This window comes from Paragemmobacter kunshanensis, from assembly GCF_011059185.1.
Lineage (GTDB): Bacteria > Pseudomonadota > Alphaproteobacteria > Rhodobacterales > Rhodobacteraceae > Paragemmobacter > Paragemmobacter kunshanensis.
Window position 1 is genome coordinate 1 of the sequence record NZ_JAALFE010000010.1, and the last position, 12,869, is coordinate 12,869.

The 12,869-nt window shown below is 60.6% G+C and carries 21 protein-coding genes and 1 pseudogene; 6 read left to right on the forward strand and 16 right to left on the reverse strand.

Annotated elements, in window-relative coordinates:
• The 5 genes and pseudogenes from G5V65_RS22100 to G5V65_RS11140 form a co-directional block, all read left to right on the forward strand.
• Positions 1 to 196: hypothetical protein (locus G5V65_RS22100; RefSeq protein WP_206526775.1), on the forward strand; the 196-nt coding region annotated here is incomplete at its 5' end.
• On the forward strand, positions 193 to 633 hold the full coding sequence (locus G5V65_RS22410) for a YbfB/YjiJ family MFS transporter (protein ID WP_241250536.1): 441 nt from the start codon (positions 193 to 195) through the stop codon (positions 631 to 633). The genes G5V65_RS22100 and G5V65_RS22410, both read left to right, overlap by 4 nt.
• Complete coding sequence (locus G5V65_RS11130; protein WP_241250542.1) at positions 567 to 1,499, forward strand: LysR family transcriptional regulator; 933 nt, start codon at positions 567 to 569, stop codon at positions 1,497 to 1,499. Before G5V65_RS22410 ends, G5V65_RS11130 begins: the two co-directional genes overlap by 67 nt.
• Positions 1,500 to 1,692: 193 nt before the next feature.
• Positions 1,693 to 1,938: pseudogene (locus G5V65_RS11135) on the forward strand (NAD(P)/FAD-dependent oxidoreductase); the annotation flags it as partial.
• A 902-nt stretch (positions 1,939 to 2,840) separates the two neighbouring features.
• Positions 2,841 to 3,065, forward strand: a complete 225-nt coding sequence (locus G5V65_RS11140) for a hypothetical protein (RefSeq protein ID WP_165050015.1) — start codon at positions 2,841 to 2,843, stop codon at positions 3,063 to 3,065.
• 182 nt (positions 3,066 to 3,247) lie between these two features.
• Here the strand turns inward: G5V65_RS11140 and G5V65_RS11145 are convergent, their stop codons facing one another.
• The 14 genes from G5V65_RS11145 to G5V65_RS11210 form a co-directional block, all read right to left on the reverse strand.
• The gene (locus G5V65_RS11145; protein ID WP_165050017.1) at positions 3,248 to 3,628 is read right to left on the reverse strand and encodes a hypothetical protein; all 381 of its coding nucleotides are present in this window, start codon (positions 3,626 to 3,628) and stop codon (positions 3,248 to 3,250) included.
• A complete protein-coding gene (locus tag G5V65_RS11150; protein ID WP_165050019.1) occupies positions 3,612 to 3,824 on the reverse strand; it encodes a hypothetical protein in 213 nt (70 codons plus the stop codon). Before G5V65_RS11150 ends, G5V65_RS11145 begins: the two co-directional genes overlap by 17 nt.
• A 51-nt stretch (positions 3,825 to 3,875) precedes the next feature.
• Positions 3,876 to 4,352: a hypothetical protein gene (locus G5V65_RS11155; protein ID WP_165050021.1), complete on the reverse strand. Its 477-nt coding sequence runs from the start codon at positions 4,350 to 4,352 to the stop codon at positions 3,876 to 3,878.
• A 10-nt stretch (positions 4,353 to 4,362) separates the two neighbouring features.
• Positions 4,363 to 5,496, reverse strand: a complete 1,134-nt coding sequence (locus tag G5V65_RS11160; protein WP_165050023.1) for a phage capsid family protein — start codon at positions 5,494 to 5,496, stop codon at positions 4,363 to 4,365.
• A 28-nt stretch (positions 5,497 to 5,524) separates the two neighbouring features.
• Positions 5,525 to 6,265, reverse strand: coding sequence for a hypothetical protein (locus G5V65_RS11165; RefSeq protein WP_165050025.1), 741 nt, complete (start codon positions 6,263 to 6,265; stop codon positions 5,525 to 5,527).
• 75 nt (positions 6,266 to 6,340) lie between these two features.
• Positions 6,341 to 8,119: a portal protein gene (locus G5V65_RS11170; RefSeq protein ID WP_165050027.1), complete on the reverse strand. Its 1,779-nt coding sequence runs from the start codon at positions 8,117 to 8,119 to the stop codon at positions 6,341 to 6,343.
• Positions 8,119 to 9,384, reverse strand: a complete 1,266-nt coding sequence (locus G5V65_RS11175) for a PBSX family phage terminase large subunit (RefSeq protein WP_165050030.1) — start codon at positions 9,382 to 9,384, stop codon at positions 8,119 to 8,121. The genes G5V65_RS11170 and G5V65_RS11175 overlap by 1 nt, the downstream gene beginning before the upstream one ends.
• Complete coding sequence (locus tag G5V65_RS11180) at positions 9,371 to 9,607, reverse strand: hypothetical protein (protein ID WP_206526776.1); 237 nt, start codon at positions 9,605 to 9,607, stop codon at positions 9,371 to 9,373. Before G5V65_RS11180 ends, G5V65_RS11175 begins: the two co-directional genes overlap by 14 nt.
• Positions 9,608 to 9,674: 67 nt before the next feature.
• Positions 9,675 to 9,962 (reverse strand): hypothetical protein, encoded by a 288-nt coding sequence (locus G5V65_RS11185; RefSeq protein ID WP_165050032.1) that lies wholly within the window; start codon positions 9,960 to 9,962, stop codon positions 9,675 to 9,677.
• A gap of 132 nt (positions 9,963 to 10,094) precedes the next feature.
• Positions 10,095 to 10,316, reverse strand: coding sequence for a hypothetical protein (locus G5V65_RS11190; RefSeq protein WP_165050034.1), 222 nt, complete (start codon positions 10,314 to 10,316; stop codon positions 10,095 to 10,097).
• The gene (nusG, locus tag G5V65_RS11195) at positions 10,316 to 10,828 is read right to left on the reverse strand and encodes a transcription termination/antitermination protein NusG (protein ID WP_165050036.1); all 513 of its coding nucleotides are present in this window, start codon (positions 10,826 to 10,828) and stop codon (positions 10,316 to 10,318) included. Before nusG ends, G5V65_RS11190 begins: the two co-directional genes overlap by 1 nt.
• Positions 10,828 to 10,989 (reverse strand): hypothetical protein, encoded by a 162-nt coding sequence (locus G5V65_RS11200; RefSeq protein ID WP_165050038.1) that lies wholly within the window; start codon positions 10,987 to 10,989, stop codon positions 10,828 to 10,830. The genes nusG and G5V65_RS11200 overlap by 1 nt, the downstream gene beginning before the upstream one ends.
• A complete protein-coding gene (locus G5V65_RS11205) occupies positions 10,986 to 11,324 on the reverse strand; it encodes a hypothetical protein (protein WP_165050040.1) in 339 nt (112 codons plus the stop codon). Before G5V65_RS11205 ends, G5V65_RS11200 begins: the two co-directional genes overlap by 4 nt.
• Entirely contained in the window at positions 11,321 to 11,563 is a 243-nt protein-coding gene (locus G5V65_RS11210) for a hypothetical protein (RefSeq protein WP_165050042.1), read from the reverse strand. The genes G5V65_RS11205 and G5V65_RS11210 overlap by 4 nt, the downstream gene beginning before the upstream one ends.
• Positions 11,564 to 11,616: 53 nt before the next feature.
• Between G5V65_RS11210 and G5V65_RS11215 the strand changes: the two genes are divergently transcribed.
• On the forward strand, positions 11,617 to 11,838 hold the full coding sequence (locus G5V65_RS11215; RefSeq protein ID WP_165050044.1) for a hypothetical protein: 222 nt from the start codon (positions 11,617 to 11,619) through the stop codon (positions 11,836 to 11,838).
• 181 nt (positions 11,839 to 12,019) lie between these two features.
• Here the strand turns inward: G5V65_RS11215 and G5V65_RS11220 are convergent, their stop codons facing one another.
• Positions 12,020 to 12,613: a hypothetical protein gene (locus G5V65_RS11220; RefSeq protein WP_165050046.1), complete on the reverse strand. Its 594-nt coding sequence runs from the start codon at positions 12,611 to 12,613 to the stop codon at positions 12,020 to 12,022.
• Positions 12,613 to 12,828, reverse strand: a complete 216-nt coding sequence (locus tag G5V65_RS11225; RefSeq protein ID WP_165050048.1) for a hypothetical protein — start codon at positions 12,826 to 12,828, stop codon at positions 12,613 to 12,615. Before G5V65_RS11225 ends, G5V65_RS11220 begins: the two co-directional genes overlap by 1 nt.
• Positions 12,829 to 12,869 lie beyond the last annotated feature (41 nt).

Sequence of the window (12,869 nt, forward strand, 5' to 3'; positions counted from 1 at the left end):
CCAGAATGCTGCGGGTTCGAGGCTTGATCCACCCGACTTCGGCCGTTTGCGCGACGACAGACACCGCTCGGGGCGAAGAACGCTTGCCCAGCGAGCAAAATCAGGCGATCTTGAAGTCAAGCGGCAGGCCACTTGGGGAATGTCGGTGAAAGAGGGGCGAGATTTACCGGATGCAGCTGAAAGGGCTTTGACATGACCACCGCGCCACAGGCCGTCTTGCGTTGGCGGATACTGGCAATCATCTGCACCGGTGTTGTCGGCGTGCTTGCAACATGGTTTTCGGCAACCGCGATCATGCCCGCATTGATCGTAGAATGGAATCTGTCAGCGTCACAGGCGGCATGGATGACCAATGCTGTGCAGGTCGGTTTCGTCGTGGGGGCAATCGGCGCATCGCTTGTCAACCTGCCCGACATTATCTCCATGCACCGGCTGATGACTGCATCAGCGGTGCTGGCTGCACTGGCCAATGCAGCACTGCCCTTTTTGGGGCCAGAGGGTGCGATTGCCCTACGCTTTCTGACCGGCATGGCTCTGGCGGGGGTTTACCCGTTAACCTCAAATGGCTGGAACTGTTTCAGATCTGCGCGCAGAAGGGATCGCTTCAGGCCGCAGCAGAGGAGTCGGGCCTGACGATCAGCACTGTCTCGTATCATTTGCGCAGTCTGGAGGATCATCTGGGCGTCGAGCTGTTCAATCATGCCCGGCGTCCCATGGTGCTGACGCCAAAGGGCATGGCTTTTCTGCGCAACATAGAAGAGGCGCTTCATGCAATCCGCAGGGCCAAGGCCGAGGCCTCGGCCGGCAGCATATCCGAGGCAAGTTTCCTCAGGATCGGCACGATCGAGGATTTTGACAGCGATATCACGCCCGACCTGGCTGTATTCCTGTCGGCCAAAATGCCCGTCTGCGATTTTCTGTATCATACCGACTCCAGCCATTCGGTCATCCGCATGTTGCGCGACCGGCAACTTGACCTGGGCGTCACGACCACGCCAAGCGAAACCATACGCGACCTTGTGGACCGCCCCCTGCTACGCGATCCGTTTGTTCTGGTCCTTCCCCTGGTTGACGACCGATCCCTGACCGAGATCATGGAGGGGCGCACGAAGCTGCCGTTCCTGCGCTTTTCCAGTAACCTGATGATCGCGCAGCAGATCGAATCGCAACTGCGCCGCATCGGCGTGTCGGCGCCCCACAGGTTTGAATGCAGCAGCCACCAGACGCTGATGGCGATGGTCGCGGCCGGCGCCGGATGGACCATTACCACGCCCCTGCACTTCTCGCGGGCCAAGAGATTTCATGCAAAGCTGCGCATGCACCGTTTTCCCGGCAAGACGTTTTCCCGCACGCTGGCGATTGTCAGCACCCCGGACTGCTCGCGCTCGCTGGTTGATCTTGTCGACAGCAAGCTGCGCAGCCTGATCCTTGAACATGCCCTGGCGCCACTTCACAAAAGCAACCCCTGGCTGACGGACAGCTTCAGGCTGGTTTCCTGACAGCGCGACTTCCCGCGACAACGATAGTGGCAGGACGTGAGATCCGCGCAGGTCCGCGGAGGGGCGCAAACCATTCCACGTTCTTATCACTACATCACAAATCTGTTCCGATATTTTGATAAACCCCACACTGACCGTTGCGGCGCAGCTGAGTTGCCTTCCTTAGTTTGTGCAATTGCATCGGAGGCGTCTCATGAAATCCCGTACCAAAGTAGTTGTCATCGGCGGCGGCATCGCCGGTTGCTCGACGCTTTATCATCTCACCCAGGAGGGATGGACCGACGTCGTTCTGATCGAGAGGGATGAGCTGACCTCGGGCACGACATGGCATTCCGCCGCGCAGGTGACGAACTTTGGCGCGAACCAGACGATGGTGGGCCTGAAAAGCCACTCTATCGCGCTATACAAGAAATTGCGCGACGATCCGGAGTATCCGGTGGTAAACCGCTGCGCCTCGCTAAACCGCACCCGCGCCGTGATCTGCCGACACTGCCCAAGGTTCCGCCAGATCACCCGCCCCGCGTAGTTGCCCACAGGGCCAATCTGGCGCGTTTTCGGAGGCGTCCATGTCAAGCCGCCATCCCGGCTTATCTCAAGTTCCAGCGTGGCCGATTGAAAGCCCTGCCGGGGGAAGAGTTCGATCTGCCCCACGTTGAACCGCTGCCCGTCCTGATACAGCGTCTTGCTTGTCGCCTCTCGGATCAGGGGCTGGTTGTCATCCGTGCCGATCTTGGCAAACCGGAACAACTGCGCATCGGATCGCCCGCAATACCACTCCCCGCGAAACTTGGCCGAACACGTCGCGGACCAAGCCTCCAGCGTCACCCCTTCCGCCCGCTCGTGCCATTCGCCCGTCGCCAGATCATACACCCAGGCCGGGCAATCCCGGAACGTGATGACGCAGAAGGTATGCCCCTCGTCCTCATAGGTGAAACATGCCTGCGGCTGGCAGTCCTTGATGGCCGTCTCTACGGGGGGAATGCTGATCGGCTGCAATGCCCCGGCCACGATATGCGCGCGGTTGTCATCTCCGACGAAAAAAGCCGCCCCCGGCAGTCGGGTAATCAGGTTGTGTGACTTCAAGCCAACATCAACCACGCCGCCCGCTTGCCGCTCGAATGCAGCCGCCCCTGCCCCGCCCGTCAGATACCAAACCTCGTGCGATGTTTCCTTGAACAGATACAACACGCCATTGATCGCGAAAGGCCGGATCAGGTTGTCATCGCGCCCATCTGCCGTGGAGAAGTTCAGCCCCGGCAGATCGCTTGCGTCGGCAATGTCGCTCCACTGGAACCGCCGCCCGTTCAACTCGGTGAGAACCGTGTAATTCCCGATGTAATCATGGCTGCCGAAGTCGCTGAAAGCCCCCGGCGTCGGGTTTGTCAGGCTCACTCCATCCCACAGGTAATAGTCGCCGTTCGCCACCACGGTTACATCGCCGTTGTTCCCGGCAATCGTGGTGTTTTCGTCGTCCGCTATGGCCCCATGGCTGAGGTATCCGCCATCCGCTGCGATTTCCTGCAATACCTCGCCAGCCACGGCAAACAGCTTTCCGTCCACCTCTGACAGCGCCCGCGTAAACACGCCCGGAAGGGCGGAAAACGGCTGCAAGCCCAAGACAGACTTGATCGCGTATTGCGCCCTGCCCCCGGCAACAATTGGTTCGGGATAGCAATTCACCAGCCGCGACGGGTTGGCCGCGATGTTATCGCTATCACGCGCGGCAGGGGCGAAGAATTGCAGTTGCATCAGTAATACAGGCTCCGCGCCCCGGCGTCGGCTTCCTCGTCGGAAATCGCGCCGTCATCGTCCAGATCCCGCACGTCCTCGCGGTTGTCGCTGCGGATCGTCGCCATCAGCCTGCGCCAAGCCAGCCCGCGCGTTGTCGGGCGCGGAACGCTGTATTCCCCGGCCAGTTCCACCGCCAAGAGCATGCCAAGCGGCTGAAACGACATGGTGGGCGTCGTGTCCAGCGTCCACGAAATCGTGGCTTCATTGCCCAACTCGGCAAACAGGCTATCCAGCACGTCGCCGCCGTTGGCATATTGATCAGCCGTCAGCCCTTCATCCTCGGCTTTCACGCCAAGGATGCGAAAGGCCCGCTCGATCACTTCAAGCCGCGTCGCCATCTTGCACCTTGCGCGGACGGCCCCGCTTGGGCTTTTCCTCTGAAAGTTCTGCGGGCTTTTCTTCCGTCAGAACCTCGAAATTCGGGTTTGCCGCCACAACGGCGCGCAGGTGTTCCGGCACGTCAAACTCGCAGAACGGCGAGAGAGCAATGCCCTTCCAATCTCCGGCTGCGTTGTTGAGAAACTTGGCGCGCATGGCGTCCCTCCATGGTGGAAGGGGGCAAGGTTTCCCCTGCCCCCGTCGCTATCAGTCAACCGAATAGGCCAGCGTCAGGGTCAGCGTCCCGCCAGCGGCGGTAACGGCATCCTTCGTGGTGGCGATCAGATCGAAGAAACCGCCCGGATCGGACGTCTGGCCGGAAACGAATTCCCAAGCCATCTTGCCCGAGTTGGCGTGATCCTTGATCAGGCGCACATCGAAAGCAGATCCCGACAGGTCGATCCCGTCGTTCAGCGCGTCATCATCGGTGGTGATGTTCGAGGAAACCGCCTTGAACCCCAGATCAAGCGTCGGGGTGTTCGCGGTGGCGTCCAGGACGTCGCCAGCAATGCGCGACAGGCCGTGAATGCGCGCATTTGAGGGAATGCGAACAAACACGTATTCAGTCCCGGCGGCGACCGAAGTCCCCACCTCAACCGTGCTGTCGATGATCGTGGCCGCGCGCTCTGCCTTCACTTGCAGAGTGTCCAGCTTCACGATGGAACGGAGAGTTGCGTTAGGCATCTGATCCTCCTTAGACCGCAGCCGGGGCGCTATACCAGACGGACACCATGCCGTGCTGGACGCCGTTGTAGATCAGCTTGGAAACGCCACGGCACTCCTCGATGGCAACGCCATATTCGAAGTCGTAGTCGGTTTCCTTCTTGACCCGCGAAGTCGGTTCTTGGCCCCAAGCCACGCCCAAAGCCTGAGCGCCGCAGAGAGCCGCCATCGACACATCCGAAGTCGAAGCGCCGACACCCGTAACGACGGGAATTTCCGGCACTTCGCGGATGATCACGCCGTCCCAGATCAGGTCGCCGTCCTGGAAGATCGGGTTGGATCCGACTTCACGCGGGCGGGCTTCCCGGTTGGCTGCGAGGATGGACGAGTCCCGCTTGAGATCGCGGAACCCACGCGAACCGACGAACATCACGAACCATTCACGGCCTTCCGCGTCATCCGTCTTGAACGGGCGAATGTGCGGATCGGCTTCCTGCGCGCGCATCTTGGCAAGCGACACGATGCCAGCAGACATTTTGTCCGCCGAAGTGTCGATGTTCAGAAGCGAGTTGGCGTGGTTGTTCGAACTGTTGTTCGACACAGCCGCGCCGAACAGATAGCGGTCAGCGTTGGCAGCAAGGAACGAGTTCTTGTTGCCTTCCGTCTGCGCCAGATAGGCGGCAAGCGGCGTCAGCGTCGGCCCGCCCGCATCGGCAGATTTGCCTTGCAGGAACGACGTGCCGTCGACAGCCATGAAGCCGCAGATCAGGTCGTCGCGCAGGCTTTCGCCCGCCCAGGTTTTCAGCTGCATCCGTGCCGCGCGACGCAGGTCCATTTCGGTCCAATGCTCGTCGGGCTTCACGATCACCACGCCGTTACGGTTCCAGTTCACCGTGATCGACTTGTTGAAGTTGCCAAGGGCTTCCTCGTTGCCGGACAGGCGCGAGGTGCCTTGCACACCGCCCGACTTGAGCCGGGTGATGAGGGGGATGTTGATGGTCTTGCCGCCCGCCGAAAGCTCGTATTTCGTCACGATAGGCATCATGGCATTGCCATCGCTCCGGCCCATGTAGGGGCGGAAGCGGTTGTCGCGGACGTATTCCGCGAAGAACTGCGCATCCCACTTTGCGACGCGGGAGGCAGTATTGAGAGAGGTTTGTGCCATCTCTTACACTCCGTAGGGGTTGATGCGGTTACGAACCGAAGGCAGCGTCAAACGCTGAACCTTTGGCGCGCGGTTCACCTGCCTTGCCAGCCGCAGGCGCGGACGCCAGCGAACCGGGAAGGCGGGGTTTCGGCTGAGCGGTTCCGCCAAGTTCAGCCATGATCTCTGCGCGGAGTTGTTCCTTGATGGCTTCCATTTGAGAAGCCTTCCACGCCTCGGGATCAGCGCCGATTTCCTCGGCCACCCGTTGGCGCTTGTAGAACTCCACCGCCGCGTGGAACGGCGACGGATGCTCCAGAAGTTGCTGCGAAAGATGCGGATGCTGGTCAAAGTAGGCATAAGCCGCCTTCACCTCTTCCGCGCCGAAATCTCGTTCGGCGAGGAACCGCGACTGTTGCAGCTTCAAGGCGGTGAATTGCGCCTGAAACTGGTTTCGCTCGTATTGCAGCCGCTGATCGGGATCCGTGAAGAAATCCGGGGCGGGCTGCGCCTTCTGTTTCGCTTCGATCTGTGCGCGCCATTGACGGAGTTCTTCCGCCTCGCGCTCGGCCTTCTGGCGGCGTTCCCGCTCGTCCAGCAACGCACTGATGGGGATTGCGCCCGGCTTTTCCGCTTCGACAGCCGCAGGCGGCGCGGCCTCTGGTTCGCCCTGGCCTTCGCCTTCCGCCTCGATCTCTTCCGCTTCGACAGCTTCGGAAACTTCGGCCTCGGGTTCGGGTTGTTCGTCGTCAAGGAATGCGAGTTTATCGCTCATCGTGTCGTCTCCCATGTCGTGGTGAGTTACGCATCGCCCTTGCCCCGGCGGCGGGGTTTGGTTGTCCGTCCAAACTGCGGTGATCGCCCGTTAGAACCCGGCGGCGGTATTCATCGGACGCACGACTTCCATCCGCGCGTCAAATTGCATTTTGCCGATGGACGCCATGTCCTTGGCCGCAGCCGCTCTTGCGCGTTCTGCCTCGGCTTCCGTCTTGTCGATCTCGGCCACAGCCCCACGCTGCGCGATTTGTGCCTGCGCCTGCGCCATCTGCGCTTGCATGGCCTGCGCCTCGGGCGGCGGTTGCATCTTTTCCATGATCTTCCGCTTGTCGCGAATGTCGGCCACGTCGATCAGCACGTCAGGCGGGATTTGCACACCCTTCGCCGCCAGATCGGCCAGCTTGTCAAACTGTTCCGCCCGCAGAGAGGCATAATCCGGGGCCTGATCCACGAGGATATCCACGTCAATCTCGGCAATCGGGTTCATCATCTGCGGCCCATAAGGCCCCATCACCATCTGGTTGACGCCGACGAACTGCGCCGCCGCCTCGTCATCCGTGACGCGGATCCAGCGCGGTTCTTGCCAGAATTGCTTGATGCGGTGCCAGATGGCCCGATAGACCCGTTCCGTCCAGTCGCGCAGGCTGTCGTAAATCGGCGCAAGTTCGGCCAATCCGGCCTGTTGCTGCGCCATGATTGCCCGCCCGGATTGCTGCCCGGACAACTGGCCGAGAAGCGACGCATTCGGCCCCAACATGTCGATTTCCTGCTTGGCCTCTTGCAGCAGGTTGAACTGCCCCATCGTCATGTCAGTTGTGGGGATGATCTCGAAAGGCTTCATGCCCGTTTCTGGATCGAATGCAGCCGGATCGACTTCCACATGCCCGTCCGGCATCGCCAGTTGCCGCTTTACCTCAGCGACGTTCACCGCGCCTTTCATGCCCATAGTCTGACGATTGTTCAGCGCGTTCAACAGCTTGGAACGGCGCTTGTTGATCTCGTCCTGCATGGAGATCATATCGCGCACCACGCCATAGCGGCGGTTTTCACGATCCACATAGCCCGACATGAGGATAATCGGGCAGGCTGGCTTGCCGTCCTCGATATACGGCGACACGTCGTTGTAGAGTTCGCCCTTCCCGGTGAAGATCGCCAGATGCCATTGCCCGCCGCGCTTGTAATACATCTGCGCCACGCGGACACGGCGAAGCCGCTTGTCGGCCCATGCCATGCCTTCACGCTGCGGCCTGTCCTCGTATGTCTCGCCAGCCGTGCCATCGGCCCCGGTGTCAAGAATGGCTTCCAGATCGTCGCCCTGATAGAACTGGCTGGCGTATTCCATCGCCGCGTCCAAGCTCATCCATTTCAGGACGCCAAGATAGGCCGCATCCGAGAAATCCTTTTCCCGGCTGTGGGGATCGAAAAAGATTTCCTCCCACCGCAGGCGCTTCACGCAAACATCGAGTTGCCCGTTGTATTCCTCGGCGATGACTTCAACGCCGCCGTAGCCTTCCACAATCAGGTTCTCGAAGGCGTTGGATCGCTTCACGTCCACGCGCTGGGTTTCCTCGACAAACCGCAGCGCCTTGGTTGCCAGATCGGCGGCTTCTTCGTCCTGCGGATTGCGCGGATAGGCGACGGGATCGACACGGCCACGCTGCTCAATGCCGATCATCGCGTCGATCTTCCGCTTGATGCGGTTGACTGTGATGATGGGCTGTTTGCGCTTTTTCAGGATTGCCTCTTCCTCGGCAGTCCATTGGAACCCGTCGTAGTAATCCCGATCACGCTCCGAAGCCTCGCGCGCGTCGCTGGTCAGATCGGTTGCCCGTTCCGCCATGCTTTTGAGTTGGGCGAGTTCAAGCATCAAACAACCTTCCAGTCGTCAGGTTCTCGGGCTTCGGCGCGGTAATCCGGCGGGCGCTGCAAGAGGTCATCGTCCAGCACAACGTCCATCGGGATCAGCTTGCCCTTGCGGTGCAGGCGCTCCACGGCATAACGCAGGGCGTCGATCCCGTGGTTATTGGCGTCCTCGGGGACGGGCAGGATGGCCCCGGTGCGCTTGTCGATCTCATAGGCGTATGATCCGAGTTCCCGGATCAGGTTAATGCAGCGCGGGTTCACCACGATATCCAGGCCCTGCAAGAAGCTGATGCCGTCCTCTATCGAACCTTTGCCCTTGCGCGCGCCCCTCATGCGGGGGAAGCCGTGGCGTTGCAGATAGTCTATCGTCTCAGGCCGGGCGCTGTCAGCGTTGCACGGCCACTTGTGCAACTCAGGAATGCGGGCGAGGAACACAGGCAGGGCGTCGGTAGGAACACCCACCTCGAAAGCCTCGTGATCAACATACAGCGTCTTATTCTCGATCAGGCAGCACCGCAAAGCCGCTGTGGGATCGTTGGCAAAGCCGAAGTCAACGCCGCCATACCAGATCACGCGGGCGGGCGGCTCAACCTCGCCCACGCGCCAGTTGCGGAAGATGCGGGCTTCCGAAAGCGACTGATACTTGCCTTCCCAAACATGGGCATACTTGTCCGGGTTGCGTTCCCTGTCGCGGTTCATGTCCTCGCGCAGGGCTTCGGGAAAATACGGGTTGTCGCTCCAGTTCGCCAGCACCACAACGGCGTTGTCCCGTTCGTCGCCGCGCAGCATGGCGTCAATCGGATCCGTCTCGCTAACCGGGTTCCAGCTTGCCCAAATTTCGCTGCCGTCCTTGCGGATTGTCGGGGTGAGCAGATCCAGGCTCATCTGGCTGATCGTCTGCGCTTCCTCAATCCATGCCACATCAAAGCCCTCCAGAGACTTGATGCTTGCGGCTGTGTGGTTTTGCAGGCCACGAAAGATGCAGAGCGAACCGTTGCGGCCCCGGATTTCCTGATCGGTGATAGTGAAGAAGGCAGACAGCCCGAGTTGGGCAATCTTGTCCTCGATCAGTTGCTTGACGCTGTCCTTGATGCTGTTCTGGATTTCGCGGACGCAGACCACGCGGAAATTCGGCTTTGTCGCCATGAGTGCGACGGCATAGCCCGCGAAGAAATGCGACTTGCCAGAACCCCGGCCACCATATGCACCCTTGTATCGCGCAGGCTGTAGAAGGGGCGCGAATACAGCTGGTATATCAAGCTGCGCCATCCGGCTTTACGATGTTGAGCGTGATGACGCCGGGAAGCGGGTTGTCGGGATCGCTGCCGTGCATCGTCTGGATGGGCAGCACCTTGCCCAGCAGGGCCATGAACGGGCCGGGGTTGTCCTCTGCCTGCTGCGTCAGATAGGCCACCATGCCTCCCTCGCCGCCTGCCTTTTCCGCCGCTTGCAGGATTGCGTCCTTGAGAAGCGCGGTTGTCTTGTTCGGCATACCCTTGGGCCGTCCGGGGCCGGGGATACCAGCACAACCCCGCAGCATTTTTTTGGATTTTTTTTCCTCAGACATCAATCACGCGCAGGGTTTCGCCTGCGACCATGCCGATATAGGTGGGAATGCCAGCCGGGACGTAAAGGCCGGTTGCGGGGGTGACGGTTGCACCGCTGCGGACATAGACGGCTGAGGCGCAGAACACTTGCGCGACTTCGCCCTCGAATGCGGGGAGACCGCCAGCGGCAGAGGTGCCGGACGATGTGATAACCTCGCTGCGGGTTTGGCCGTAATAGGCGAGAGATTGCCCGTTTGCGGCGGGGCCTGTGCGGCCCAACGTGACATAGACAGATGCCATGACGGCCTCGCGATGTGTTTGGAAAAGCTTAGGACTTTGCGCCCGACGCTATTTCAGCCGGGGCCGCGCACCTGACCGCCGCCTAGGGCTGGTGCAGGCAATGGGCGCAGTATACCGATGGTTGCGGGATAATCAAGGGGCGGTGGGCAATTCAGACACCAAGTCCAATTCATGATCTTCGGTATCAGGCCAATGCCGCCACCTACCATCAGCACGGACAGCCAATCTCGTCTTCGAACACATGAACGGGTAGCGCTCCAAAACCCACGCATCAGCGCTTGCCACTTTCATCATGGGGCCAGCGTGAAACTTCCCGTCCCGCGTCACATAAACCTTGCCCTCTTCGATCTGCATCACGCCACCGCCTTTCTTGCCGCCAGCGGATCCAGCTTGATCGTCACCACCTGGCCCATGAGTTCCGTTTCCGCCACCACTTCGGGGAACATAGCACCTTCGGCAATGCGCTTGAAGCGGGCTAGCTGGCCCGCGAACGGCCCTAAGACAATTTCAAGCAATTCGCCGGGGCGATACTCGGAAAGCCTCTCGCCTGCGTCTATCTGCGCCATGCGCTTGTTGAATTCCGCCTCAACGCTTTCGATAAGCGCGCGGACCATCTTCGCCTCCTTTTCCCCTATGCCCATCATCGTCTTGATGTGCTTGCTGGCCTTGAAATAGTGCCATTCTTCGGAGCTTGCCTCAATGAACACATACCCCGGCCAGGCAGGCCCAATGACGGCCTCTGCCCGTCGTTTCTTTCCGCTGCGGCGCACGTCTACGCGCCTAGGTGCATAGCAGGTGATGCCCAAGGCTTCGCATTCCTCTTGGGCGTCGAATTCGCGGCGGGTGTATGCGGCCCAGAGTGTCATCAGAACCTCTTCTCCCACTTCACGCGGACTTTTGTTTTTCCCGGCCTGACTTTCAGGGTTGCGGGCGGTGCTGGCTTGCTGCCTTTGGATGCGCCTGTGGTGGGGCCTAGGCGGCGTTCCTGCTTGGCGAGATCGGCCTTCTGGCGATCAGTGAGTTTCATGGTTGCTGCTCCTTTTGCCTGTCGGAACGGATGCGGGCGATTTCTCGGTTGGCGATTTCAAGCTGATCGCGGAAATACGTGATCCACCCATATAAGGCCGCCGCATCGGAACGCCTTTGATCATCGGCCTGCATCACCCGCGAAATCGCCTCATCGCGCTGTGCGGCGATCTTTTCGGCCTCTGCGCGCAATCTGTCGGCTTTGGCCTCCGCTGCAAGCTGCGCCTCATATGCCTCTTGTGCCTGTCCAGATGCGGCAAGCACGTCTAGCGCCATTTCCCGCAACTGCACCCGCAGCGCTTCGTTTTCGGCGATCAGTTCTTCCTCGCGGTTCATATCGCTTCCCCTCTGCGCATTTCAGCCGCGCGTTGCAGCCTGTGTTGGATCAATTCGCGCTCGGCAGTCTCGCGGGCGCGGTATCCGTCGATTTCGTCTGCGGCGGCTTCCAGCAGCAGCGGAAGAAGCACCTGATCGTATGGCTGGCGCTCTCTGGCCGCGAACTGGCGCAGGAGTTGCGTGTCCACGGGGGTAAGCCGCTTGCGGGCTTCTGCGGTGATATCGCCCCAGTGTGTCATCATTTCACCCCTTGCATATCATACAAGTAAGTTGTATATTCGTGGAATAGCAAATGGAGACCGCCATGAACGCTCTTGATCTGATCGCCGCTGCTCAAGCCCGCCGTGCCGCCGCTGGCCTTGTGTCTGTTGATGGCATTGCCTGCCCAAACGCAGCATGGCTGGCTTACTACAACGCCCGTGCCGCTCTGCCCCGCGATGCCGAGGGGCGTATCCGCACCACTACGGAATTGCGCGCGCTGAAAGCTGCTGCTGTAGCGTCCACCACCGCATGACAGCCCAACGCTTCTGTCAATGGCTTGCCGATATGCAAGCCCAAGGCCGGGCGCGCTCTGATGCAGAGTGCGGGCGGCTTCTTGGCGTTTCGGCCAATTCCATCGTGCAAATGAAGCGGCGCGGTGCCGATGATCGCACGGCGCTCGCTTGTGCTGCGTTGCTTGCTGGCTTGCCTGCATACTAAGCGGCCTCCGTCAGAAGATCGGTGTAATTGCCCCACTGGCTTGCGATGGCTTGGGCGATGCCGGGGTATGTTCTGGAACGCTCTTTCCAGCGATCCGGGCCGGGGCTGGCGGTGTGAACCTCTGCAACGGCGGTTGAACCGTCCAGCGCCGATGTTGGCCGCAGCGCAGGAAGCCCGCGCGTCCAGAAGCATGTGCGCTTCTTCGCGTCGTCACCAAACTGCCAAGGCTGGACGCTGAAAGACGCAGGCCCAACCACGTCACGGGCATACTTGTGCATCACGGGGTTTTCCACGGCCACGCGCGGCGCGTTGGCGCGCTGGCAAGCCTGGAAGAATGCAATCGCCTGTTTCAGATCATCCCACAGGTTCCGCTCGTGCAGCCAGCGGACGCCCGAGTTGCAAAGCCTCGTGCATGGGGGGTGAGCGATGACACCAGCCCAGCGGCGTTGCAGTTGCTCCGTCACGTCGCCTTGAATATGCGGGCCGTCCACTTCGGTGGGCAGCAAGTCGCAGGATACCGCGTCGATCCCTATGGCAAGCATGGCATCCCGGACGCGGCCTGAATATTCGCAAGCTATGAGCCAGGTCATCACGCGCTCCTTGCGATGGCTTCGGAGCGGATGATCTGCTCGGCCTCTGCTTTGCCTGCGGGGGTGAGTTCCCATGTTGCCCTGTCGTATCGGTGGTTGGCCTTGTGTCCTGTTGCCCAGCCCTTGCGTGACAGGGTGCGCAGTTCGACATTCAGCCGCTCGAAGCAAAGCCCTGTCCGGCGTTCCAGTTCGGCGGTTGTCCAGGCGACGGCCATTCTGCGGCCACGATGCCAGAAAGCTTTCAGGACACGCTCAG

Bases quoted from the DNA above. Each gene is read 5' to 3' on its own strand.
- G5V65_RS22410 (WP_241250536.1), top strand. From the start codon at position 193: ATGACCACCGCGCCACAGGCCGTCTTGCGTTGGCGGATACTGGCAATC.
- G5V65_RS11140 (WP_165050015.1), top strand. From the start codon at position 2,841: ATGGCTGCCGAAGTCGCTGAAAGCCCCCGGCGTCGGGTTTGTCAGGCT.
- G5V65_RS11145 (WP_165050017.1), bottom strand. From the start codon at position 3,628: ATGGCGACGCGGCTTGAAGTGATCGAGCGGGCCTTTCGCATCCTTGGC.
- G5V65_RS11150 (WP_165050019.1), bottom strand. From the start codon at position 3,824: ATGCGCGCCAAGTTTCTCAACAACGCAGCCGGAGATTGGAAGGGCATT.
- G5V65_RS11155 (WP_165050021.1), bottom strand. From the start codon at position 4,352: ATGCCTAACGCAACTCTCCGTTCCATCGTGAAGCTGGACACTCTGCAA.
- G5V65_RS11160 (WP_165050023.1), bottom strand. From the start codon at position 5,496: ATGGCACAAACCTCTCTCAATACTGCCTCCCGCGTCGCAAAGTGGGAT.
- G5V65_RS11165 (WP_165050025.1), bottom strand. From the start codon at position 6,265: ATGGGAGACGACACGATGAGCGATAAACTCGCATTCCTTGACGACGAA.
- G5V65_RS11170 (WP_165050027.1), bottom strand. From the start codon at position 8,119: ATGCTTGAACTCGCCCAACTCAAAAGCATGGCGGAACGGGCAACCGAT.
- G5V65_RS11175 (WP_165050030.1), bottom strand. From the start codon at position 9,384: ATGGCGCAGCTTGATATACCAGCTGTATTCGCGCCCCTTCTACAGCCT.
- G5V65_RS11180 (WP_206526776.1), bottom strand. From the start codon at position 9,607: ATGCCGAACAAGACAACCGCGCTTCTCAAGGACGCAATCCTGCAAGCG.
- G5V65_RS11185 (WP_165050032.1), bottom strand. From the start codon at position 9,962: ATGGCATCTGTCTATGTCACGTTGGGCCGCACAGGCCCCGCCGCAAAC.
- G5V65_RS11190 (WP_165050034.1), bottom strand. From the start codon at position 10,316: ATGCAGATCGAAGAGGGCAAGGTTTATGTGACGCGGGACGGGAAGTTT.
- nusG (WP_165050036.1), bottom strand. From the start codon at position 10,828: ATGACACTCTGGGCCGCATACACCCGCCGCGAATTCGACGCCCAAGAG.
- G5V65_RS11200 (WP_165050038.1), bottom strand. From the start codon at position 10,989: ATGAAACTCACTGATCGCCAGAAGGCCGATCTCGCCAAGCAGGAACGC.
- G5V65_RS11205 (WP_165050040.1), bottom strand. From the start codon at position 11,324: ATGAACCGCGAGGAAGAACTGATCGCCGAAAACGAAGCGCTGCGGGTG.
- G5V65_RS11210 (WP_165050042.1), bottom strand. From the start codon at position 11,563: ATGACACACTGGGGCGATATCACCGCAGAAGCCCGCAAGCGGCTTACC.
- G5V65_RS11215 (WP_165050044.1), top strand. From the start codon at position 11,617: ATGGAGACCGCCATGAACGCTCTTGATCTGATCGCCGCTGCTCAAGCC.
- G5V65_RS11220 (WP_165050046.1), bottom strand. From the start codon at position 12,613: ATGACCTGGCTCATAGCTTGCGAATATTCAGGCCGCGTCCGGGATGCC.
- G5V65_RS11225 (WP_165050048.1), bottom strand. From the start codon at position 12,828: ATGGCCGTCGCCTGGACAACCGCCGAACTGGAACGCCGGACAGGGCTT.